The sequence below is a fragment of the Mycobacterium syngnathidarum genome (assembly GCF_001942625.1).
Classification (GTDB): domain Bacteria; phylum Actinomycetota; class Actinomycetes; order Mycobacteriales; family Mycobacteriaceae; genus Mycobacterium; species Mycobacterium syngnathidarum.
In genome coordinates this window covers 24,379-46,276 of the sequence record NZ_MLCL01000032.1, presented here as the reverse complement: position 1 = coordinate 46,276, position 21,898 = coordinate 24,379, and the positions used below count along the sequence as shown (strand labels likewise).

The 21,898-nt window shown below is 67.2% G+C and carries 17 protein-coding genes; 7 read left to right on the top strand and 10 right to left on the bottom strand.

Annotation, left to right across the window (positions count from 1 at the left end; translation table 11 throughout):
* Positions 1 to 26: 26 nt before the first annotated feature.
* From BKG60_RS09955 to BKG60_RS09945, 3 genes are read right to left on the bottom strand one after another with little or no spacing between them, the layout of a single operon-like run.
* The gene (locus BKG60_RS09955) at positions 27 to 932 is read right to left on the bottom strand and encodes an enoyl-CoA hydratase/isomerase family protein (RefSeq protein WP_070945464.1); all 906 of its coding nucleotides are present in this window, start codon (positions 930 to 932) and stop codon (positions 27 to 29) included.
* Entirely contained in the window at positions 929 to 2,449 is a 1,521-nt protein-coding gene (gene fadD4 / locus BKG60_RS09950) for a fatty-acid--CoA ligase FadD4 (protein WP_075909618.1), read from the bottom strand. The genes BKG60_RS09955 and fadD4 overlap by 4 nt, the downstream gene beginning before the upstream one ends.
* Positions 2,450 to 2,482: 33 nt before the next feature.
* Entirely contained in the window at positions 2,483 to 3,052 is a 570-nt protein-coding gene (locus BKG60_RS09945; protein WP_075909617.1) for a TetR/AcrR family transcriptional regulator, read from the bottom strand.
* Positions 3,053 to 3,137: 85 nt separating this feature from the next.
* On the opposite strand from BKG60_RS09945, the gene BKG60_RS09940 reads away from it, so the two are divergent.
* The gene (locus BKG60_RS09940; RefSeq protein WP_075909616.1) at positions 3,138 to 6,188 is read left to right on the top strand and encodes an MMPL family transporter; all 3,051 of its coding nucleotides are present in this window, start codon (positions 3,138 to 3,140) and stop codon (positions 6,186 to 6,188) included.
* A 75-nt stretch (positions 6,189 to 6,263) separates the two neighbouring features.
* Here the strand turns inward: BKG60_RS09940 and BKG60_RS09935 are convergent, their stop codons facing one another.
* From BKG60_RS09935 to BKG60_RS09925, 3 genes are all read right to left on the bottom strand, one after another.
* Positions 6,264 to 8,093 carry a phosphoenolpyruvate carboxykinase (GTP) gene (locus tag BKG60_RS09935; RefSeq protein ID WP_070187679.1) on the bottom strand — a complete coding sequence of 610 codons (1,830 nt, stop codon included), beginning with the start codon at positions 8,091 to 8,093 and terminating at the stop codon, positions 6,264 to 6,266.
* 156 nt (positions 8,094 to 8,249) lie between these two features.
* Positions 8,250 to 9,734 carry a P-loop NTPase family protein gene (locus BKG60_RS09930; protein WP_423226853.1) on the bottom strand — a complete coding sequence of 495 codons (1,485 nt, stop codon included), beginning with the start codon at positions 9,732 to 9,734 and terminating at the stop codon, positions 8,250 to 8,252.
* A gap of 26 nt (positions 9,735 to 9,760) precedes the next feature.
* Positions 9,761 to 10,621 carry a P-loop NTPase family protein gene (locus tag BKG60_RS09925; RefSeq protein WP_239251690.1) on the bottom strand — a complete coding sequence of 287 codons (861 nt, stop codon included), beginning with the start codon at positions 10,619 to 10,621 and terminating at the stop codon, positions 9,761 to 9,763.
* Positions 10,622 to 10,896: 275 nt separating this feature from the next.
* On the opposite strand from BKG60_RS09925, the gene trmB reads away from it, so the two are divergent.
* From trmB to mmpL3, 3 genes are all read left to right on the top strand, one after another.
* Positions 10,897 to 11,679: a tRNA (guanosine(46)-N7)-methyltransferase TrmB gene (gene trmB, locus BKG60_RS09920; protein ID WP_371726071.1), complete on the top strand. Its 783-nt coding sequence runs from the start codon at positions 10,897 to 10,899 to the stop codon at positions 11,677 to 11,679.
* Positions 11,676 to 12,404, top strand: coding sequence for an NYN domain-containing protein (locus BKG60_RS09915; RefSeq protein ID WP_070187680.1), 729 nt, complete (start codon positions 11,676 to 11,678; stop codon positions 12,402 to 12,404). The genes trmB and BKG60_RS09915 overlap by 4 nt, the downstream gene beginning before the upstream one ends.
* A gap of 62 nt (positions 12,405 to 12,466) precedes the next feature.
* Positions 12,467 to 15,514 (top strand): trehalose monomycolate exporter MmpL3, encoded by a 3,048-nt coding sequence (gene mmpL3, locus BKG60_RS09910; protein ID WP_075909614.1) that lies wholly within the window; start codon positions 12,467 to 12,469, stop codon positions 15,512 to 15,514.
* A gap of 31 nt (positions 15,515 to 15,545) precedes the next feature.
* Here mmpL3 and BKG60_RS09905 read toward each other — a convergent pair whose 3' ends face one another.
* On the bottom strand, positions 15,546 to 16,685 hold the full coding sequence (locus tag BKG60_RS09905) for an AI-2E family transporter (RefSeq protein ID WP_070188461.1): 1,140 nt from the start codon (positions 16,683 to 16,685) through the stop codon (positions 15,546 to 15,548).
* Positions 16,686 to 16,756: 71 nt separating this feature from the next.
* Between BKG60_RS09905 and BKG60_RS09900 the strand changes: the two genes are divergently transcribed.
* Genes BKG60_RS09900 through BKG60_RS09890 form a run of 3 tightly spaced genes read left to right on the top strand, consistent with a single transcriptional unit; the run spans position 16,757 to position 19,403 of the window.
* Positions 16,757 to 17,842, top strand: a complete 1,086-nt coding sequence (locus tag BKG60_RS09900) for a lysylphosphatidylglycerol synthase transmembrane domain-containing protein (protein WP_075909613.1) — start codon at positions 16,757 to 16,759, stop codon at positions 17,840 to 17,842.
* A 9-nt stretch (positions 17,843 to 17,851) separates the two neighbouring features.
* Positions 17,852 to 19,051: a peptidoglycan DD-metalloendopeptidase family protein gene (locus BKG60_RS09895; RefSeq protein ID WP_120764873.1), complete on the top strand. Its 1,200-nt coding sequence runs from the start codon at positions 17,852 to 17,854 to the stop codon at positions 19,049 to 19,051.
* Positions 19,038 to 19,403 carry a DUF3054 domain-containing protein gene (locus BKG60_RS09890; protein WP_070188459.1) on the top strand — a complete coding sequence of 122 codons (366 nt, stop codon included), beginning with the start codon at positions 19,038 to 19,040 and terminating at the stop codon, positions 19,401 to 19,403. The genes BKG60_RS09895 and BKG60_RS09890 overlap by 14 nt, the downstream gene beginning before the upstream one ends.
* On the opposite strand, the gene BKG60_RS09885 is transcribed toward BKG60_RS09890, so the two are convergent.
* The 3 genes from BKG60_RS09885 to BKG60_RS09875 form a co-directional block, all read right to left on the bottom strand.
* Positions 19,391 to 20,731: a sensor histidine kinase gene (locus BKG60_RS09885; RefSeq protein WP_070188458.1), complete on the bottom strand. Its 1,341-nt coding sequence runs from the start codon at positions 20,729 to 20,731 to the stop codon at positions 19,391 to 19,393. The genes BKG60_RS09890 and BKG60_RS09885 overlap by 13 nt on opposite strands.
* A gap of 24 nt (positions 20,732 to 20,755) precedes the next feature.
* Positions 20,756 to 21,424 carry a response regulator transcription factor gene (locus BKG60_RS09880; RefSeq protein WP_165617797.1) on the bottom strand — a complete coding sequence of 223 codons (669 nt, stop codon included), beginning with the start codon at positions 21,422 to 21,424 and terminating at the stop codon, positions 20,756 to 20,758.
* Positions 21,425 to 21,500: 76 nt separating this feature from the next.
* The gene (locus tag BKG60_RS09875; protein ID WP_070188456.1) at positions 21,501 to 21,884 is read right to left on the bottom strand and encodes a heme-binding protein; all 384 of its coding nucleotides are present in this window, start codon (positions 21,882 to 21,884) and stop codon (positions 21,501 to 21,503) included.
* Positions 21,885 to 21,898 lie beyond the last annotated feature (14 nt).

Sequence of the window (21,898 nt, the reverse complement as noted above, 5' to 3'; positions counted from 1 at the left end):
CGTGGAAGTGCGAGAACGGCCCGCCCTCATGGCAGAGTCACCGAAAGCGGACGCACCTCGTCCACCAGACCCCAGGCCAGCGCGGTGGCTGCGTCGATGGTGCGCCCTGAGAGCACGAGGTAGGCGGTGCGCCACCGGCCGATCCGGCGCGTGATGCTCACCGTGCCGCCCGCCCCGGGAATCAACCCGAGCGCCAGTTCCGGCAGGCCGATCGTGGCGTCCGGGTGAGCGCTGACCCATCCGCAGTAGCAGGCCATCTCCAATCCGCTGCCCAGCACCTGACCGTGCACCTCTGCGCGGCAGCGTCGCCCCAGCCGCGCGGTGAGTTCATCGAGCACCAGCGCCGGGCTGTGCCTGGTACGGGCCAGATGAGCGCTGGCCGGGTCGGCGAACGAACCGAACTCGGCCAGATCACCGCCGCTACAGAATGATCGGCCGTTCCCGCCGAGCACCACCTCGTCGACCGACGGATCCAGCCGGGCTACCTCCAGGACCTCCAGCAGGGCCCCCCGGGCGTCGGTGGAGAACGCGTTGTGCCGCTGCGGCCGGTTGAACCGGACGTGCAGGGTGTTTCCGTCGCGACGGGCCTGCACCGGCTCGGGCAGCAGCGGCACCGTCGCCGGGCCGCGTTCGGCCAGCCAGCGCGCGAACTCCGGCCCGGACTGCAGCGTCGAGTACGCCAACGACTCGGTGATCAGACCGGCGCGGGTCGGGCCGGTCGGGTCGAACGAACGCAGCACATCGTCACAGACGGCCGCGGCCTGCGGCCAGGTCTTACACCGTTCACCGAGTTCGTCCAGAGCCTGCTCGACCGAGTCCACCGTGACCGACCGGCGGTCCTCCGTGGGGCGCTCGGTCAGCGTGAACGCCGCGGCATCCGTCGGGGCGTCGACCCCGACGCGAATGCCCGCGGCCAGCTCCAGGACGGTCACGAGTACTTGTTTATCAGCTCCTGCTTGTACAGCTTGCCGGTGTCGGTGCGCGGCAGTTCGGCCTCGAACGAGATGCTGCGCGGGCACTTGTAGTGCGTCAGCCGCTCACGCAACCAGGACATCAGCTCATCGGCGAATTCTGGAGTCGCGTCGGCGGGATCCACGGTCTGCACCACACCCTTGACGCTCTGACCCATCTCGTCGTCGGGGATGCCGAACACCGCCGCGTCCATCACCTTCGGATGCACGACGAGCATGTTCTCGGCTTCCTGCGGGTAGATGTTCACCCCGCCCGAGATGATCATGTGGTGGCGTCGGTCGGTGAGGTAGAGATACCCCTCTTCATCGACATACCCGATGTCCCCCACCGTCTTCCAGCCGTGCGATTCACGCGAAGAGGCGGTCTTCTCGGCGTCGTTGAGGTATTCGAAGTCCTGTCCGCCCTCGAAGAAGATCTCGCCGGCCTGGCCCGGCGGCAGTTCGTTGCCGTCCTCGTCGAGGATGTGCACGAGGCCGTTCATCGGCTTGCCGACCGAGCCCGGATGCGTCAGCCAGTCCTCGGCGAAGATCACCGTCGCGCCGATGGCCTCCGAAGAGGCGTAGTACTCGTCGACGATCGGCCCCCACCAGTCGATCATCTGCTTCTTGATCTCCACCGGACACGGCGCGGCGGCGTGCATGACGCGTCGCAGGCTGGACAGGTCGTACGAATTCCGCACATTCTCAGGCAGTTTCAGCATCCGGGTGAACATCACCGGAACGAACTGGCCCTGGGTGACGCCGTACTTCTGGATCGCGTCCAGGCAGCCTTCGGCATCGAAGCGCTCCAGCACCACCGTGGTGATTCCCGCGGCGTGGGTCTGCATGGACCACACCGAAGGCGCGGTGTGGTACAGCGGCGCAGGGCTCAGATACACCGAGTCCGGCTGCATCCAGAACCCGACGAGCGCCGACATCATGCCGGGAGTTTCCGACGGCGGCACATGCGGCAGTTCCCGCTTGATGCCCTTGGGCCGGCCCGTCGTGCCCGACGAGTACTGCAGCAGGTCCCCGTCCATCTCGTCGTCGATCGGGGTGGCGGGCAGGTCTGCGACGGCCTCCGGATACCGCTGCCAGCCGTCGAGCTCGCCGTCGGCGATCAACAGCACGTCCGGCAGGCCGTTCGGCAGTTCGTTGTCCAGACCGCCCAGGATGTCCTTGAGCACGGCGGAGCCGACGATGGCCTTGGCCCCGCTGTTGTCAATGATGTACGCGGCCTCGGCCGCGGTCAGGTGGGTGTTGATCGGCACGTAGTACAGGCCACTGCGACGCGCCGCCCACATCACCGCGTGGATGTGCTCGTTGTTCTCCATGAGGATCGCTACCACATCGCCCTCTTGCAGGCCGTGCCGGCGGAAGTAGTGCGCCAGGCGATTCGCGCGAGCTTCGAGCTCACCGAACGTGACGACAGTGCCCGACGGATGAAGGATGATCGCCGGCTTCTCGGGATTGGCCTCGGCATGCTCGCGGATCTGCATGAAGGCACTGTAACCGCCGCCACTTGACAGGCGTCAAGTGGCGGCTCCCGCCTGGCGCATCAGCAATTGCAAACCGGCACAGGCGTCGTCGAGCGGCTGGGTCGAGCGGGCACTGCGGCACTGGATGATCGCGCCCTCCAGCGTGCTCACGGCGAAGCTGCCGAGCGAGGCGGCGGTCGCGGCATCGACTCCCTTGGCTGTCATCGACGCGGCGATCAGCCGGGCCCAGTCAGCAAACACCACCGCGGAAGCCTCCCGCACCGCGCGGGCATCCGGACCGGCCTGGGCGGCCGCCACAATGGGACAACCTCCGGCGAAATCGCTGTCGATGAGGTTCCGTTTCCATCCACCGACGAACGCGCGGATCACGTCTTCGGAAGGCAGTGCGTGGGTCAGTTCTTCGATCCTGGCGCTGATGATGCGGCCGGCTTCCAGCGTCGCTTCCGCCATCAGCTCCGTCTTACCTTCGGGAAAGTGCTGGTAAATGGACCCACGAGCGGTGTTGCTGCGCTTCAGCAGGTCACTGAGCCCCGTCGCGTGGACGCCGTACTCTCGCATCAACTCGATGGCGCTCTGGATGAGACGCTCCCGCGGGCCCGCCACTGCCGACACCCTTCTCCATCACCGAATAGACCAGTTGGTCCATCCTAGCCTCCCATCGATAGACCGATTGGTCTACTATGCCGAAATGCACAATCTGGCGATCTTCGGCAAACTCTCCAGAGTCTGCGCGGAGTATGCGTGGTTGATTCTCGGGGCGTGGCTGGCCCTGGCCGGCGTGCTCAACCTGGCCATCCCCCAGCTCGAACGCACGGTGGCCGAACACTCCGCACCGTTCACCCCGGAAAGCGCGACCACCGAGACCCTGCGGCAGATGTCCCGCGACTTCGGCGTCCCGGATACCACCGCCGTCGGCAGCATCGTGGTGTCCAGTGACCGCGTCCTCGACGCGGCCGATACGGCGTACTACCGCGATCTGGTCGCCCGGTTGGTGGCCAACAAGGATGACGTCGCCTACGTACTCGACACCTACGGCACTCCCGGCCTGGAAGGCACCGGCCTGAGCCCGGACGGAAAAGCCATCCACCTGATCGTGGCCACCACCGGCGACGTCGGCTCCACCCGCGCCCATCGGTCCACCGAGAACGTCCGCGCCGTGGTTGCCGCCGTCCCCCGGCCCGCCGGACTCGACGTCCATTTCACCGGAGCCGCGCCGACCCTGTCGGATCTGTTCTCCGCCATCGACATCTCGCTGGCCATCATCACAGTGGTCTCGGTGGTACTGATCACGCTGCTCTTGCTCGCCGTCTACCGCTCACTGATCACCTCGATGATTCCGCTTCTCACCGTCGGTATTTCACTGGCGGTGGCACGGCCGGTGGTCTCCTTGCTGGGCAGCCACGACCTCTTGACGGTCTCGAATTTCACCATCGCGCTGGTGACCGCGATGGTGCTGGGCGCGGGCACCGACTACGGCATCTTTCTGCTGGCCAACTACCACGAGGGCCGACGGCGCAGGCTGGCCGTCGACGATGCCGTGGCCAGGTCCGGTGCCCATACCGCAGGCATCGTGATCGCCTCGGCGCTGACCATCGCCGGCGCCGGAATGGCCATGGTGTTCACCAAGATCGGGATGTTCCGTACCGCGGGTCCCCCGATCGCGCTGTCCATCGCGATCACCGTCGCCGTCAGCCTCACCCTGACACCCGCCCTCATGGCGTTGTGGGGCCGGCGCGGATACGCCGAACCCCGGCCACTCGACGAGCGCCGCTGGCGCAAGCGTGGGGCGGCCATCATCCGCCGGGCACCGGCGCTGGTCGCCGCGTCCCTGGCCTTCCTCATCGCCATGAGTTCGGTGCTGCTCACCTTCGAACCGAACATCGACGAGAACGCCATGCAGCTGCGCGCCACCGACAGCAAGCGCGGCTATGACGCCGTCTACCGCCATTGGGGAGTCAACGAGGCGGCGCCGGAGTTCATCACGATCCGCGCAGACCACGACATGCGCAACACCAACGACCTGGCCGCGCTGGATCTGATCGCCATGTCGATCGGCAACCTCCCCGAGGTGGCCTATGTCCGCTCGATCACCCGCCCCGAAGGAAAACCGCTGCCCGAGACGGCCATTGGTGCACAGACCGCACAAGTCGGCGCCGGCCTTCAAGACGCGCACAATCGCGTCGAACAGGCCATCCCGCAACTCAAGCGTCTGGCCACCGGGGTGACCCAGTTGCACGACGGCTCCGCGGATGCGGCAGCCCGGCTGCCCGAGCTCACCGACGGCGCGCGCTCCCTGGTCGACTTGGCGCGCAACCTCCTCGGCACCCTGGAATCGGCCGATCGAGTGGTGGACACGCTCTCCGGCGGTTCTCTGGATGTGGTGACCGCCGTGCGCAGCATTTCCAATGCCACCGACTCACTCGACCAGGTGGTCGACGAAATCGATTCCGTCCAAGAACGATTGGCGGCTCCTACCGCGGCATTGCACGCGGTGTTCGATCCGCTCACCGGCCCCGAGCCGTCGGCGGCCTGCGCGTCGGACAGCTCCTGCATCCGCGCCAGGCAGGCCTTCGCCGAGCTCAACGCAGCCACGGGCGGGCGCGCATTGCTGGCAGTCAACGGATTGGCGCTTGCCGCTCCCCTGGTTCCCGAAGGCCCGGTGAACTCCGCGCTCGACACCCTGCCCGATCTGCGAGCGGGTATCAAGAAGCTACGGGCCATGCTGGATCAACTCGGCACCCGCACCCCTGAGCAGACCCGTCAGGAACTGAGCCGGTTACTGGCCGGAATCAATGAACTCACAACCGGACTGGGCCGCCTCACCACCGGACTCGGGCAGGTGAAGACCGGGACCGACACCATGGTCACGCTCACCACCGAGCTCAGCGCGGGACTCGACCGCGCCTCGGACTTCCTGCACCGGATGTCTGCCGACACCAGCACCGGCGCCGGGCGGGGCTTCTACCTGCCACGGGAGGGCCGGACCGACCGCCGCTTCACCGCGGGCGAACAACTGCTGATCTCACCGGACGGACGCAGTGCCCGGATGATGGTGGTCTGGTCGGTGAACCCCTACGGCGCCGAGGCCATGGGTGCGGTGCCCGCCGTCATCGCCGCGGCCAACAATGCCGCAACGGGAACCGTGCTGGAACACGCACAGATCGAGTCGACCGGCCTGGCCTCTCTATCCCAGCGCCACATCGACCAAACCTGGAGGGATTTCGCACTTTTCGGCGCCGTGGCGGTGGCCGCGGTGCTGTTGGTGCTGATCGTGATGCTGCGTAGCCTGGTGGCCCCGCTCCTGATGATCGCCGCGGTGGTGCTGTCCTTCGGAGCCGCGGCCGGGCTGTCCACCTTGATCTGGCAACACCTCATCGGTATCAGCCTGGACTGGTCGGTGTTTCCGGTGTCGTTCATGGCACTGGTCGCGGTCGGAGCCGATTACAGCATGCTGTTCGCCTCCCGCATCCGCGAAGAATCCCACAGCGGGGTGACCAGCGGCATCATCCGGGGATTCGGCAGCACCGGCAGCGTGATCACCACCGCCGGAGTTGTTTTCGCGATCACCATGTTCGCCTTGATGAGCGGGACCGTGCTCAATCTGGTGCAGATCGGCTCGACGATCGGCATCGGTCTGCTGCTCGACATCACCGTCGTGCGCACCTACCTGGTACCGGCGGCGATGAGCCTGCTGGGCGAGCGCATATGGTGGCCGGCCCCGCACGTGACCCACGCCTAGACAGCCGAAAGGCCAGTTATCGCACGCTTTTTCGCAACTTGCGTGCAATAGCTGGCCAGTCGGTTGTGGAAAGGGTTAGGACTCTTCGGCCAGGCGGTGCTTGAGGGCGTCGAACTCGTCCTTGATGCCGGTGGGCAGCTTCTCACCGACGAATTCGAACCATTCCTCGATCAACGGGAGCTCGGCCTTCCACTCGTCGACATTGACGGCCAGGGCCTCGTCGACGTCGGCGGGATCCACGTCGAGCCCGGACAGGTCCAGGTCGGCCGCGGTCGGCACGATGCCGATGGGCGTGCTCTTGCCGTCGGCCTTGTGCTCGATGCGCTCGATGGCCCACTTCAGCACCCGGCTGTTCTCACCGAAACCCGGCCACAGGAAGCGGCCGTCGTCACCACGGCGGAACCAGTTGACGAAGAACACCGCGGGCATCTTCGACTCGTCGGCGTTCTTGCCGATGTTGATCCAGTGCTGGAAGTAGTCACCGACGTTGTAGCCGAGGAACGGCAGCATGGCCATCGGGTCGCGGCGCACGGTGCCGACCTTGCCCTCGGCGGCGGCGGTCTGCTCGGAGCCCAGGGTGGCGCCGATGAACACGCCGTGCTGCCAGTCGCGAGCCTGCGTCACCAGTGGGACGGTGGTCTTGCGACGGCCGCCGAACAGGATCGCCGAGATCGGCACGCCCTGCGGATCATCCCACTCGGGGGCCAGCGTCGGGCACTGCGAGATCGGGGTGCAGTAACGCGAGTTCGGGTGCGCCGCTTTGGTTTCGGCCTCCCGCAGGTTCCAGTCCTGACCCTTCCAGTCGATCAGGTGGTCGGGCTCGCCCTCCAGGCCTTCCCACCACACGTCGTTGTCGTCGGTCTTGGCGACGTTGGTGAACACGGTGTTGCCCGCGGCGATGGTCTTCATCGCGTTCGGGTTGGAGTCCCAGTTGGTGCCCGGTGCGACGCCGAAGAAACCGAACTCCGGGTTGACGGCGTAGAGCCGACCGTCCTTGCCGAACCGCATCCAGGCGATGTCGTCGCCGACGGTCTCGGCCCGCCAGCCGGGAATGGTGGGCTGCAGCATCGCGAGGTTGGTCTTGCCGCAGGCCGACGGGAACGCGGCCGCCACGAAGTAGGCCTTGTTCTCCGGGGAGATCAGCTTGACGATCAGCATGTGCTCGGCGAGCCAGCCCTCGTCGTGAGCCATCGCCGAGGCGATGCGCAGCGAGTAGCACTTCTTGCCCAGCAGCGCGTTACCGCCATAGCCCGAGCCGAAGCTCCAGATCTCGCGCGTCTCCGGGAAGTGGGTGATGTACTTCGTGTCGTTGCAGGGCCACGGCACGTCCTTCTGACCGGGCTCCAGCGGGGCACCGATCGAGTGCAGTGCCTTGACGAAGAAACCGTCATCGCCCATCTTGTCGAGCGCGGCCTGACCCATCCGGGTCATGGTGCGCATCGAGACCACGACGTACTCGGAGTCGGTGATCTCCACACCGAGCTTGGGGTCCTCGGCGTCCAGCGGGCCCATGCAGAACGGCACCACGTACATCGTGCGGCCGCGCATCGAGCCGCGGTACAGGTCGGTCATGATCCCGCGCATCTTGGCGGGTTCCATCCAGTTGTTGGTGGGGCCGGCGTCGATCTCACGCTCGGAGCAGATGAAGGTGCGCGATTCGACGCGGGCGACGTCGGAGGGATCGGAGAGCGCGAGGTAGGAGTTGGGCTGCTTCTCTTCGTTCAGCTTCTGGAAGGTGCCCGCCTCGACCAGGTGGGCGGCCAGGCGGTCGTACTCCTCGGCGGACCCGTCGGCGAAAACCACCCGATCGGGTTGAGTCAGCTCTGCGACCTCCTGGACCCAGGCCAGCAGACCTTGATGTTTCGTCGGTGCGGTGTCCAGACCCGGAATGGTCGCTGAGGTCATCAAATTCTCCTGCGTAGGTTTGTGGAACCCAAGCCACGTCACGACGCGGTCACGGCTACCCCTTGGGTAGAGGTTAACGCGGGTGAGATACCCGCGGAGAGCCGGTGGTATGTCCGATCACTCACAGGAACGATTCAGATCGACGTTATCAGGCGGTTACTCGCCAGTAGCATCGCCGTTGCCGTACAGATCTGCCCGGACGGCGTTCAGCGCCCGCTGCAGCGGGGGGATCCGGCGGTCCCGCTGCGCGGCCGCCCGCGCGGTCGCGATGGCATGTTCCCGCAGCTCGGCGTCCAGCTCGGCGGTCTTTTCGGCCGCCACCGCCGCCTCGGTTTCCTCGCGGGCGGCCAATTCGGTGGTGAGCGCCGTTTCGGCGGCCACCAACCGTTTCGCGACCAGCTCTTCAACCGCTGAACGCAGTGTTGCGGTCATCTCGCCGACCCAGCGATCCAGCACCGCCCGGTCATGCAACAACGCACGGGTGCCGACCATCCAGATCGCCAGCAGCAGGCCCACCACCGCACCGACCACCAGCCCGGCCACGGCCAGTCGCGGCGCCGCACCCGCCAACAGCCGGCTCACCGCCACCGCGACCCCCAGCCCGAATCCCGTGCCGAGCACCAGCATCAGCCGGGTCTCCGGGGTGCGGGATTTCAGCGGAGGTGCCGGCAGGTCGGGAATCGCCGCTGGAGCCGGTGGCGCGGGGGCCGTCAGCTCGAGTTCGGCCGCCATGCCGCTCAGGTGCGCGGTGACGCCCTCGTCCACCTCGCCGACAACCTCGTGGGCACGCTGCCGGGCATACTCCTCGAACGTCTCGATCCGGCGCCGGCTGATGCCCGCGACATCTTCCTGCAGTTCCGTGCGCACCGAATTACATCGGTTGCGCGCGAAATAGCCGAGTTGAACCCGGGCCTGCTGCAGCTGGCTACGCAATGCGATGCTGCGCTCGGTGCGGGTCAGCCGGCGGGTCCTGGCCACCTCGGCGCGCCGCGCCCGCAATACCTCCACCCGCGCCTGACGGTCGGCTCCGGACCCGTCCGCCTGATAGCGCCCGATCACCGCGTCAAGCCGAGTCTCCCAGGCGCGCAACCTGTTTCGGCGCACAACATCGGGGTCGGCCAATCGGCCGGTCAGCAGTTCCACCAGTTCGTCGAGCTGTGGCTCACCGAGATCTGGGGCCGCCGCCACCCCCACCCAGGGCATGCGCTCGTAGCGCGCGTCCCGCTCACCCAGGATCTTCGCGTCGGCGTCGCACACAGCACGCCAGTCCCGGTGGGCATCGATCTTGGACACCACCCCGATCACCAGATCTGTGTACCGAGTCGCCAAATCAACCAGCGCACAATCCGATTCAGTGATCGGGGCCGCTGCCGAAACCACGAACAGCACGGCCGCCGGGGCCTCACCGGCCACCAACTCGGTGGATTCCACGAAGGTGGTCTGCGGCATCCGCTCCCGCAGCGCCGCCATCACGCTCGTCGATCCGGCCAGCCACGGTCCGGCGACGAGGACTGCGTCGCGGGTCTCCACCCCCGGCGTGTTCAGGCCCGGATCGATCGCGGCCACCACGGCGTCGGCCTCGGCAATTTTTGCTCCTCGCGTGCGCGCCGCGATCTTCGCTTCGCGCGTCGCAGTCGCCACATCGTCCGCGGGCGTCTCCACGTCGGTCACCGCCGGCCACCTGCTGCGCTCAGCAACCGCAGCGACCCGCGCACGATGTCGTCACCGCACCGGCGGTGCAGGGCATTGACCGGACCGTCGCGGTACTGCCGCCACCGGCGGGCCCGGCAGAGATGAGCGTTGCGATCGTCGCCGAGATCCACCGTCAACCCTTCGGCCTGTACGACGTCGACAGCGGCGGCCATCACTGCGATCACCGTGTCGTCGGCGGCCAGAAAGCGCGCCACCGCCGGGCCCCCCATGGCGCGCAGCTCAGCCAGCGCCCACTGCACTCGCCGGTACCGGGCCGGCGCAGTCGCGGCATCGAGGGCGACCATCACCCGCTCCACCTCGCTGATCCGGCGCCACGACGCCGGCAACGCGTCAATGTCCGCCCCGCGGCTCAACGCCAGCGTGGCATGGGCGATCCCGAACCGATCGAGGCGTTCCAGCAGCTCGGTGCGCACCGCCCGCGGCACCGGGTGCGCCCCGGTCACGAACGCGTCGACCGAGGTCAGGTCCGCAGGCGCGTCGGACAGCAGCCGCAAGGCGTCCCGCAGATGCGGCGCCAGCTCCCCGGCCACCGCCAGCAGGGCCACCATCGGCACGACCGGTGCCGCGGCCCGTGGCTGCAGACGCCGGGCCGTCCGGTGCGCGGTAGCAATCGGCCCGCCCGGACCGGACCCGGCCAGATCAGCCTTGTTCAGCACCACCACCGTCGGGCGTCCCGCCCGCGTCAGGTCCGCGAGCACGGCCTCGTCTTCGGGCTTGAGCACCTCGGCGATCACCAAGACCGTGACGTCACCGACCTCAGCAGCCTCCGCGGCATCGAGGCCCGCACCGGCCAGCGCGGAAACCACCGTGCTCACGCCCACGCCACGACGGCCCCGCACATCCACACGCACTGGAGCCGACACCCGCGCGCTGATCGCCGCCAACCGCGCATCGCCGTCACGGTCGGCAAAGCATCTGAGCTGGTCTGCGAAAATCTGGCGGCCTTCCCTGCGTGGTGGCGGGCGCATCCGGTGCCCACGAAAAATCGTGACACGACCCGGGCGGACCCGCGAACAGAGGTTTAAGTCCCAGCGGCTTGAGGCAACTGTTGGGTATCAATCTCTACCACGATGCGGGTACCACGCCGCAGATAAGAGACCATGGACGGATGCACCCGTCCAGGTCCGACGTCGGTGCGCCGGCGCCGGCAGACGAGGCGGCCGACGTGCCGCCCGCCCAGCCGCACCGTTTTCCCCGGGTGACCAGCTTCCGTACCCGGCGCTCAACACTGTCGGCGGCCCAGCAACAGACCTGGGATCGGCTCTGGCCCGAGCTGGGGATGCAGGCCCGTGACGAGGATTCGAAGCCCGTCGTCGACCTCGACACCGAGGCCTGGTTCGGCCGCTCCGCCCCCCTGATCCTGGAGATCGGCTCCGGCACCGGCACCTCGACACTGGCGATGGCCCAGGCCGAACCCGACCTCGACGTGATCGCGGTGGAGGTCTACCGCAAGGGACTGGCCCAGCTGCTCAGTGCGATCGACCGGTCCGGAGTCACCAACATCCGCATGGTGCGCGGGGACGGCGTCGACGTGCTGGAGCACATGTTCGGTACCGGGACCCTGACCGGCGTGCGGGTGTTCTTCCCGGATCCCTGGCCCAAGGCCCGCCACCACAAGCGCCGCCTGCTGCAGCCGGCCACCGTGGCACTGATCGCCGATCGGCTGCAGCCCGGCGGAATCCTGCACGCGGCCACCGACCACGCCGGATATGCCGAGCACATCGCCGAGGTCGGCGACGCCGAACCGCTGCTGCAGCGGGTTCAGCTGGACGCACATCTTCCGATATCGGTCGAACGCCCGGTCACCAAGTACGAACGCAAAGCCCTGGCCGGACCCGACGTCACCGAGTTGGTCTGGGAGAAACGGCCATGAGTGTGACCGAAGACATGCGGGACGCATCCGCCCAGGCAGAGGCCCGATCCGACGGGTCCCCCGATTCCGCGGTGATCACCCCCGTCCGTCGGGTGCTGCTCGTGTGGGACGCCCCCAACCTGGACATGGGATTGGGAGCGATCCTGGGTGGGCGCCCGACCGCCGCACACCGCCCCCGGTTCGACGCGCTGGGTCGCTGGCTGCTCGAGTACACCTCTGATCTGGTGGCCGAATCCAGCGATTCCGCCGGAGACGACACAGACATCTCGCTCGAGCCCGAGGCCACCGTCTTCACCAACATCGCCCCAGGTAGTGCCGATGTGGTGCGCCCATGGGTGGAAGCGTTGCGCAACGTGGGTTTCGCAGTCTTCGCCAAGCCGAAGATCGACGACGACAGCGATGTCGACAGCGACATGCTCGAGCACATCGCCCTGCGTCGCAGCGAGGGGCTGGCAGCGGTCCTGGTGGCTTCGGCGGACGGACAAGCGTTCCGGCAACCGCTGGAAGAAATCGCCCGTGAGGGCACTCCGGTGCAGGTGCTCGGATTTCGCGAACATGCGAGCTGGGCGCTAGCGTCGGATACCTTGGAGTTTGTCGATCTGGAGGATATTCCCGGTGTGTTCCGGGAACCGCTGCCACGGATCGGCCTGGACTCGCTACCCGAGCAGGGAGCATGGCTGCAGCCATTCCGGCCGCTTTCATCGCTACTGACCGCGCGTGTGTAACAACTGAAGACCGCGATTTTGCAACAGCGGGTCACCATGAATTTGTTTAGTTAGGAGCCTAAGTGTTCGCCTGGTGGGGTCGAACGGTGTACCAGTTCAGGTACATCGTCATCGGTGTCATGGTGGCGCTGTGCCTAGGTGGCGGCGTCTACGGGGCCAGTCTCGGAGATCACGTCACCCAGAGTGGTTTCTACGACGAGGGCAGCCAGTCGGTGCAGGCGTCGCTGCTGGGCGACGAGGTCTACGGTCGCGACCGGACCAGCCACGTCGTCGCCATCCTGACACCGCCGGATGACAAGAAGGTCACCGACAAGGCGTGGCAGAAGGAGGTCACCGGCGAACTCGACCAGGTGGTCAAGGATCACCCGGACCAGGTCGTCGGGTGGGTCGGTTGGCTCAAAGCCCCCGACACCACCGATCCGACCGTCAGCCAGATGAAGACGCAGGACCTGCGCCACACCTTCATCAGCGTGCCCCTCAAGGGTGACGACGACGACGCGATCCTCAAGAACTACCAGGCTGTCGAGGACGACCTGCAACAGGTCAACGGCGGCGACATCAAACTGGCCGGGCTCAACCCACTGGCCAGTGAACTCACCGGCACGATCGGCACGGACCAGAAACGCGCCGAGCTCGCGATCGTGCCGCTGGTGGCCGTGGTGCTGTTCTTCGTCTTCGGTGGTGCGGTCGCCGCGGCCCTGCCCGCGATCATCGGTGGTCTGACCATCGGCGGTGCCTTGGGCATCCTGCGATTCACCGCCGAGTTCGGCCCCGTGCACTTCTTCGCCCAACCGGTCGTGACGATGATGGGCTTCGGTATCGCCATCGACTACGGCCTGTTCATCGTGAGCCGGTTCCGAGAAGAGCTCGCCGAGGGCTATGACACCGAGGCTGCGGTACGAAGATCGGTGATGACCTCGGGCCGGACCGTGGCCTTCTCCGCCGTGATCATCGTGGCGTCCTCGCTGCCACTGCTGTTGATCCCGCTCGGATTCCTCAAGTCGATCACCTACGCCATCATCGCCTCGGTGATGCTGGCGGCATTCCTGTCGATCACCGTGCTGCCCGCCGTCCTGGCCATCCTGGGGCCCCGGGTCGACGCGCTCGGCGTCACCACGCTGCTGAAGGTGCCGTTCCTGGCGAACTGGCCGTTCTCGCGCCGGATCATCGACTGGTTCGCCGAGAAGACCCAGAAGACCAAGACCCGCGAAGAAGTGGAGCAGGGTTTCTGGGGCCGGCTGGTCAACGTCGTGATGAAACGGCCCATCGCGTTCGCCACGCCCATCCTGATCGTCATGACGCTGCTGGTCCTCCCGATCGGCTCGCTCACGCTGGCGGGTATCAGTGAGAAGTACCTGCCTCCGGACAACGCGGTGCGCCAGTCCCAGGAGCAGTTCGACAAGCTCTTCCCCGGTTTCCGCACCGAACAGATCACGCTGGTGATGAAGCGTGAAGACGGTGAGCCGATCACCGACGCCCAGATCGCCGACATGCGCGCCAAGGCGATGACGGTCAAGGGCTTCACCGACCCGGACAACGATCCCGAAGCCATGTGGAAGGAACGTCCGGCCACCGACAGCGGGTCGAAGGACAAATCCGTCCGGGTGATCCAGAACGGCCTGATCAACCGCGGCGACGCGGCCACGAACATCTCGGATCTGCGGGCGCTGCAGCCTCCGCACGGCATCGACGTGTTCGTCGGCGGCACCCCTGCCCTGGAGCAGGACTCGATCCACAGCCTGTTCTCCAGGCTGCCGCTGATGGTGACGATCCTGGTCATCACCACCACGGTGCTGATGTTCCTGGCGTTCGGATCGATCGTGCTACCGGTCAAGGCCGCGCTGATGAGCGCCCTGACACTCGGTTCGACGATGGGCATCCTGACCTGGATGTTCGTCGACGGTCACGGGTCGGGCCTGATGAACTACACACCACAACCGCTGATGGCACCGATGATCGGTCTGATCATCGCGGTGATCTGGGGCCTGTCCACCGACTACGAGGTGTTCCTCGTGTCCCGCATGGTGGAAGCCCGTGAACGCGGCATGTCCACCGCCGAGGCCATCCGCATCGGTACCGCCACCACGGGTCGCCTCATCACCGGTGCAGCCCTGGTGCTGGCCGTGGTGGCCGGCGCGTTCGCCTTCTCCGACCTGGTGATGATGAAGTACCTGGCGTTCGGCCTGCTGATCGCCCTGCTGCTCGACGCCACCGTCATCCGTATGTTCCTGGTCCCCGCGATCATGAAGCTGCTCGGCGACGATTGCTGGTGGGCACCGCACTGGATGAAGCGGGTTCAGCAGAAGATGGGCCTCGGTGAGACCGAACTGCCCGACGAGCGCAAGCGTCCGATGGGCCAGGAGCCCGGAGAAGATCCGCGCGCGCTGGCCGGTGTCGGCGCCCTGCCGGCACCGCGGCCACACGATCCGACCCATCCGGCTGCCGAGCCGATGCGTCCGCAGATGCCTCGGACAAACGCGCCGTCGGCCGCAGGCACGGCACGGATCAATCCGCCTCAGGCGCAACCCCGCCAGCAGCCCAACCAGGAGCCGGCCACCACGCGGTTCGCCATGGCCCGCAACGCCGTGCGCAACGCGGTGAACACGGCCGTAAACACGGTCAACACGGCGACGGGGAACACCAACGCCAACACCGAGCGCACGCCACAGCCGACCGGGCGGCCGGCCGGAGGCCCTCCGCCTCCCCCGCAACGCGAAGACCGTGAGATCGAATCGTGGTTGGGTGCGCTGCGCGGCGGCCCGGCCAATGGAGGCCCGTCCAACGGCACACCACCGCCTCCTCCGCCGCCTCCGCCTCCTGCACCGCCGGCACCGCGTCCGTCGGCCGACGCCACCCGTGCGATGCCGCAACAGCAGCGTCCGCCCGCCGGCGGTGGGAATGCGCCGACGACGGCATTCAACGCCCAGCGCCCAGGCCCCGGTCCGGTGCCTGGCCCTGGCCCTGGCCCGGCCCCGGGTCAGGGTCCGACCCCGCGCCAGCACGAGCAGGAACCGTCGACGGAGAAGTTCAACCCCCGCGACAACGAGCCTCCACGTCGCGGCGGCGGGATGAGCGCGCAGGATCTGCTGCGTCGCGAGGGTCGGCTGTAGCCTGCCGACGTTCGAGGTGTGACGCCCCGGATCAGTCCTTCACCGGGAGGTCGTCGGACTCGGCTTCGATCAGCACGCTCTCCTCGTCCTCCTGCCGAGCTGCCTCGGCGTCGGGATCGTCGGCCAGCAGCACGCGGGTGGCGCTGTTGATGAACGCCACCGTGGGCACGGCCAGCAACGCGCCGACGATGCCCGCCAGCACACCGCCGCCCGCGATGGCCAACACCACGGCCAACGGGTGGATCGACACCGCGCGGCCCATCACCAACGGTTGCAACACATGGCCTTCCAGCTGCTGCACGGCGATGATCAGCCCGAGGGTGATCAGGGCGTAGACGAATCCCTTGGCCAGCAGCGCGACCACCACCGCCACGAATCCGGCGACCACGGCACCGACCAGCGGGACGAAGGCGCCCATGAACACCAGCGAGGCCAGCGGCAACGCCAGCGGGATACCCATGATCGCCAAGCCGGTACCGATACCGACCGCGTCGACCAGGGCCACCAGGAACGTCGCCCGCATGTAGCCGCCCAGCGAGTGGAAACCGGCCCGGCCGGCGTCACGGACCCGCTCCCGCACATGGCTCGGGAACACCTTGGTGACGAACGCGAAGATGCCGCGCCCGCCCTGCAGCAGGAAAATCAGGGTGAACAGCACCAACAACGCACCGGTGAGCAGCTCGGTGAGGGTGCCCGCGGTGGACAGGGCCCCGGTGGTGAGCTTTTCCTGGTTGCGCTGCAAGGCCTCGATCGCGGTGTTGCCGGCCTGGTCGATCTGCTCCTTGCTCAGCTGCAGCGGTCCGTTGATCAGCCAATTGCGCAGCCCGTCGATGCTTCGGGTCACCTGTTCCACGAGTTGCGGTGCGCCCTCGATGAACTGCGAGATGACGAAACTCAGGATGCCGCCCACCACCGCAAAGCTGGCCAGCAGCACCAGGGCGACCGCGGCGCCACGCGGGGCGCCCCGACGGTCCATGACGTCGACGGCAGGCAGCAGCAGCGCCGCGACCATGGTGGCCAGGGCCACCGGCACCACGATCACCTCAAGGTGCTTGATCAGCCACAGCAGCGCCACAACCGCCGCCAGGATGACCAGCAGCCGCCATGACCAGGCGGCAACTTTGCGGACGAACGGCGTCACGGCCTCATCAGCAACAGGATCCAGTGCCATCCCGGTAGCGTAATGCGGCGCGCCCAGCAACCGGCGATGTCGACACGACCTGCGCGGTTACCCTGTAGGGCGTGTCACAGGACGCGCCCGCCGACACCGCCCGGGTCCGGGCCGGCTCCACGCGCGGCAGGTACTGGTGGGCGCGATGGGTGGTCATCGCACTCGCAGTCATTGTGCTCGCCGTCGAAGTGACCCTGGTCTGGGACCAATTGGCCAAAGCCTGGCGCAGCCTGCTGACGGCGAACGCATGGTGGGTGCTGGCGGCCGTCGGCGCCGCGATGGCCTCGATGCACAGCTTCGCCCAGATCCAGCGGACCCTGCTGCGCTCGGCGGGCGTGCCCGTCAAGCAGTGGCGTTCGGAAGCCGCGTTCTACGCAGGCAACGCATTGTCGACCACAATGCCCGGTGGACCGGTCCTCTCGGCGACCTTCGTCTACCGCCAGCAACGCATCTGGGGTGCCTCACCTCTGGTGGCCTCGTGGCAGCTGGTGATGTCCGGAGTGCTGCAGGTCGTCGGCCTGGCGCTGCTGGGTCTCGGCGGCGCACTGCTGCTGGGCGCCAGCAAGAACCCGCTCTCGCTGATCTTCTCCGTCGGCGCGTTCCTGGCGATCATCCTGCTGGCCCAGGCCGTGGCCACCAGACCCGAGCTGATCGACGGCATCGGGGTCAAGGTGCTCTCGTGGGTCAACTCGTTGCGCGGCAAGCCGTCGGAGACGGGGCTGACCAAATGGCGAGAGATCCTGCAGCAGCTGGAGTCGGTCAGCCTGGGCCGGCGCGATCTCGCGATGGCATTCAGCTGGTCGATGTTCAACTGGATCGCCGACGTGGCCTGCCTGGCATTCGCCTGCTATGCCGCGGGTGGTCATCCCTCATTGGCAGGCGTCACCGTGGCCTACGCGGCAGCCCGCGCGGTGGGATCGATCCCGTTGATGCCGGGCGGGCTGCTGGTGGTGGAGGCCGTACTGGTACCCGGGCTGGTCTCCTCCGGCCTGACGCTGGCCTCGGCCATCTCGGCGATGCTCATCTACCGGCTGGTCAGCTGGATATTCATCTCGGCGATCGGCTGGGTGGTGTTCTTCTTCATGTTCCGCACCGAGAAGGACCTGGATCCCGACGCGGGCCCCGACAAAAATCCCCGTCCTGAACCCGAGCGCTAGGAGACGTCCATGCGAATCCGGTATCCGATCGCAGTGCTCGCCCTGATCTTGGCCGGGTGCTCGTCGGCAGAGGCTCCGCAATCGGAGTCCACCACAACCACCGCCCCACCACCCGAGGTCACTCCGGTGGTGGGATCGGTTCTGGCAGAACCAATTCCAGTGGCCGCCACCGATGGCCGCACCCATCTGGCCTACGAGCTCGTGTTGACCAACACCTCACCGGGCACGGTCACCCTCAATTCCCTGAGCGCCGCGACGGCCGACCGCAAGTTGCTCACGTTGTCCGGGGACAGCCTCAAGTACTGGACCAGGGCGATGGGTAACTCCGCGGTCGCAACCAATGTCCTCAACCCCGGCCAGAGTGCCTACGTGTGGTTGGATGTCGTCGCAGACGACCCGGCCCAGGTGCCGACCGAACTCACCCACGAGCTCGGGATCACCGTGGCCAAGCCGATGCCACCGCTGGTGCCGCCGACCCTGACCGAGCATGTGGCGCCCGTGTCGGTGCAGACCCGCAAGCCGGTGTCCATCTCCCCACCGCTGACCGGCGAGAACTGGGCGGACGCCAACAGCTGCTGCGATATGACACCGCACCGGATGGCGCTCAACCCCATCAACGGGAAGGTCTGGGCTGCCGAACGATTCGCGATCGACTACGTGCAGTTGGGCGCCGACGGGCGGCTGTCCACCGGGGACCGCGCGAAGGTCGAGAGCTACCCGTACTTCGGTGCGGAGATCCACGCGGTGGCCGACGGGCCTGTGGTGGCGGTTCTCGACGGCCTGAACGAGCAGGTTCCCGGGGTGACGCCGCGTGGCCTCACCCTGCAGCAGTACGGCGGCAACCACATCGTGCAGGACATCGGTGACGGCAACTACGCCTTCTACGCCCACCTGCAACCGAACAGCCTCAAGGTCAAGCCCGGTGACAAACTCAGCGCCGGGCAGGTGATCGGCGCCCTGGGCAACTCCGGCAACTCCGACGCACCGCACCTGCACTTCCATGTGATGGACGGTCCGGATCCGTTGGCATCCAATGGCTTACCATTTACCTTCAAATCGTTCCGGCTCGATTCGCGGCTCACCTCGCTGGCCGCCGCCGACGCACTGTTCGACGGCAAGCCGGCCGCACGGCAACCGGGCTTCGCCGAGCGCGACCAAACCGACGTCAGCCCACTGGTACTGGATGTGATGACATATGCGACGAGCTAGCGGCGCGGCCTTCGTTGCCGACCTGATCTGCGTGGTGGTGTTCTGCACCATCGGACGACGCAGCCACGCCGAGGGCATCACGGTGGCGGGGGTCGCCGAGACGGCATGGCCGTTCCTGGCCGGCACCGTGGCGGGCTGGTTGATCTCCCGCGGGTGGCAACGCCCGACGTCGTTGGCGCCCACCGGGATTGTGGTGTGGGTCAGCACCGTGGTGGTCGGCATGGTGTTACGCAAACTGACCTCGGCCGGGGTGGCGGTCAGCTTCATCGTCGTCGCCTCACTGGTGACCGCGCTGCTGTTGCTGGGCTGGCGGGCAGTGTTCGCAGCACTGCGGCGCCGTCAATCTGCCTGAGCCGCATCCCCTGTCGGGGAGATCGCCACGGTCAACACGGCACGAAGACCGCCCAGCGGGCCGTTGGACAACGTGATCTCACCGCCGTGCAACTGAGCCTGCTGAGCCACCAGCGCCAGGCCGAGGCCGGAGCCACCCGCCATCGCGGTGCTACCCCGGCGGAACCGCCCCAGTACGGTCTCGTGCTCCTCGACCGGTAAACCGCGGCCGTTGTCATCGACGGTGATGACGAGGTGCCCGTCGCCGCGGTGCGCGGTCAACGCCACGCGGGTGGCCTCGCCGTGGATGATGGCGTTGCGCACCAGGTTGTCCAGCGCGATGCGCAGCCCACCGGGCCAGCCCATCACCAGGCCCACGTCGTCGGCCACCTGCACGTCGATCTGGACATGCCCGCTGCCCCTTGCACTTTCCCTGACCACCCGGTCGAGCAGGTCGGCGATATCGATCAGTTCGCGATCCTCGGCCTGAGCCAGCTGGCCCGAGGCGAGTTGGCCCAACGCGGTGATGATCGCCTCGACCCGTCGTTGCGCCCTGGACAGGTCGGCCACCACTTCGTCGCGCTCGGACTCGGGAAGATTATGGATGCGCAGCGTGTCCAGGTCGGCACGCATCGCGGTGAGCGGCGTGCGCAGCTCATGGGCGGCATTGGCGGCGAAATCCTGAGCGGCCTGAAGGGAATTGGTGGTGGCCCGCTGCGCGGCAGCCAACCGGGTGAGCATGCCCGCCATCGCCTCCGACAGCTCCTCCGCCTCCCGCACGCCGCGCACCTTCGGCATCGTGTCGGTGCCACTGTCCAGTTTCGAGGTGTGCTCGGTGAGCTTGCGCAGCGGCCGGATGGCCGGACCGGCCAGCAGCCACCCCAGCCCGCCGGCCACCAGCACGGTGGCCACCCCGAAGCCGGTATACAGCGGAATCCTGTTGGGGCTCAGCAAGATACTGTCCGCACGGATACCGATGGACATCAGTACTCCGCCGTGCTGCTCCAGCTGCACAGTCCGCACCCGGTAGTCGACACCGTTCACCTCGACGGTCTCGGTGCCCAGCGGCAGTGCCGGCAACTGGAAACCCCGCTGGAACACCACCTGACCGGTCGAACGCGAGCGGCCGGTGGTCAGCACCCCACGGGTGGGATCCTGCAGATGCTCGGGGCTGATGCTGGCATCGACAATCGAATCGAGCCTGCGGTCCAACTGCGCGGAGTCGTTGTTGGCCAGCACAACCGACGTCAGGATGGTGAACACAGCCACCACCGCCGCAGCCGCCAACGCCGCAGCCACCGCGACCCTGGTACGCAACGACGCCGAGCGGATCAGGCTGAAAAGTCGCACCTGGCCCCGGTTCTCATGGCGTCCTCACGTATCTTCCCGCAGCACATACCCGATCCCGCGAACGGTGTGGATGACGCGCGGAACGTCGGGCCCTTCCAGCTTGCGGCGCAGGTACGAGATGAAGACGTCGGCCACGTTCGTGTCCACGTCGAAGTCATATCCCCACACCAGCTCGAGGAGCCGTTGCCGGGACAGCACCACACCCGTGTTCTCCGCCAGCACGGCCAGCAGATCGAACTCACGCTTGGTCAGGTCGACACGCTCCCCGGCGACGAATACCAATCGGCGGGCGGTGTCGATGGTCAGCGCACCGACGGTCATGGTGTCCGACGCGCGCTCGGCGTGGCTGGCCCGGCGCAACAACGCGTTGAGCCGGGCTACCAACTCGCCGAGATCGAACGGTTTCGTCAGGTAGTCGTCGGCGCCGGCTTCCAGCCCCGCGATGCGGTCGTTGACCGTGTCGCGGGCCGAGAGCACGCAGATCGGGATGTCGTTCCCCAAGGCCCGCAGTGCGGTGACCACAGCGACGCCGTCGAGCTCTGGCATCTGCACGTCGAGGACCAGCGCGTCGTGCGACTCGTTCGACAACAGCCGCAGCGCCTCCTTGCCGGACGCCGCGACCCGGACATCGAACCCCGAATGCCGCAGTCCGCGGGCTACCGAGGTACGCACATCCGGGTCATCGTCGACCATCAGCACCGTGCGGCTGAAACTCTCGGGCGTCACGTGTCCTTCACCGCTGGCGGGGGTTGCTTCCACCCGCACTCGGTTACGGGATGGAGGGAGCCGGGGCTTCGCCGCAGCGGTTCTTCAGGTCTACCAGCGGCTGGCGGATGCCTGTCAGCTCGGCCTTCGTCTGGGGGTTCGCTTCGAGGTAGTCGTGCACCTTGGTACGGACCTCTTCGCGCGGCAGGCCTTCAAGGCTGGTGAAGAAGTAGTTCACATCGGGGTGGGTGAACAGGTACGCCGAGGTTGATGCCGACACACCCGAAGCCACACCGGCCAGATCGGCGGCGCTGCAGTTGGGAGGGTTGTTCGCCGGGTCGTCGGCCAGCGCCGACGGGATGGCGCCGAACAGCATCGCACCGGCTACGGCGCCGGCGCCGGCCACGCCGGCCACCACGCGCCGCGCATTTCGGGCCGAGAGCAACATGGTCAAGCTCCTTC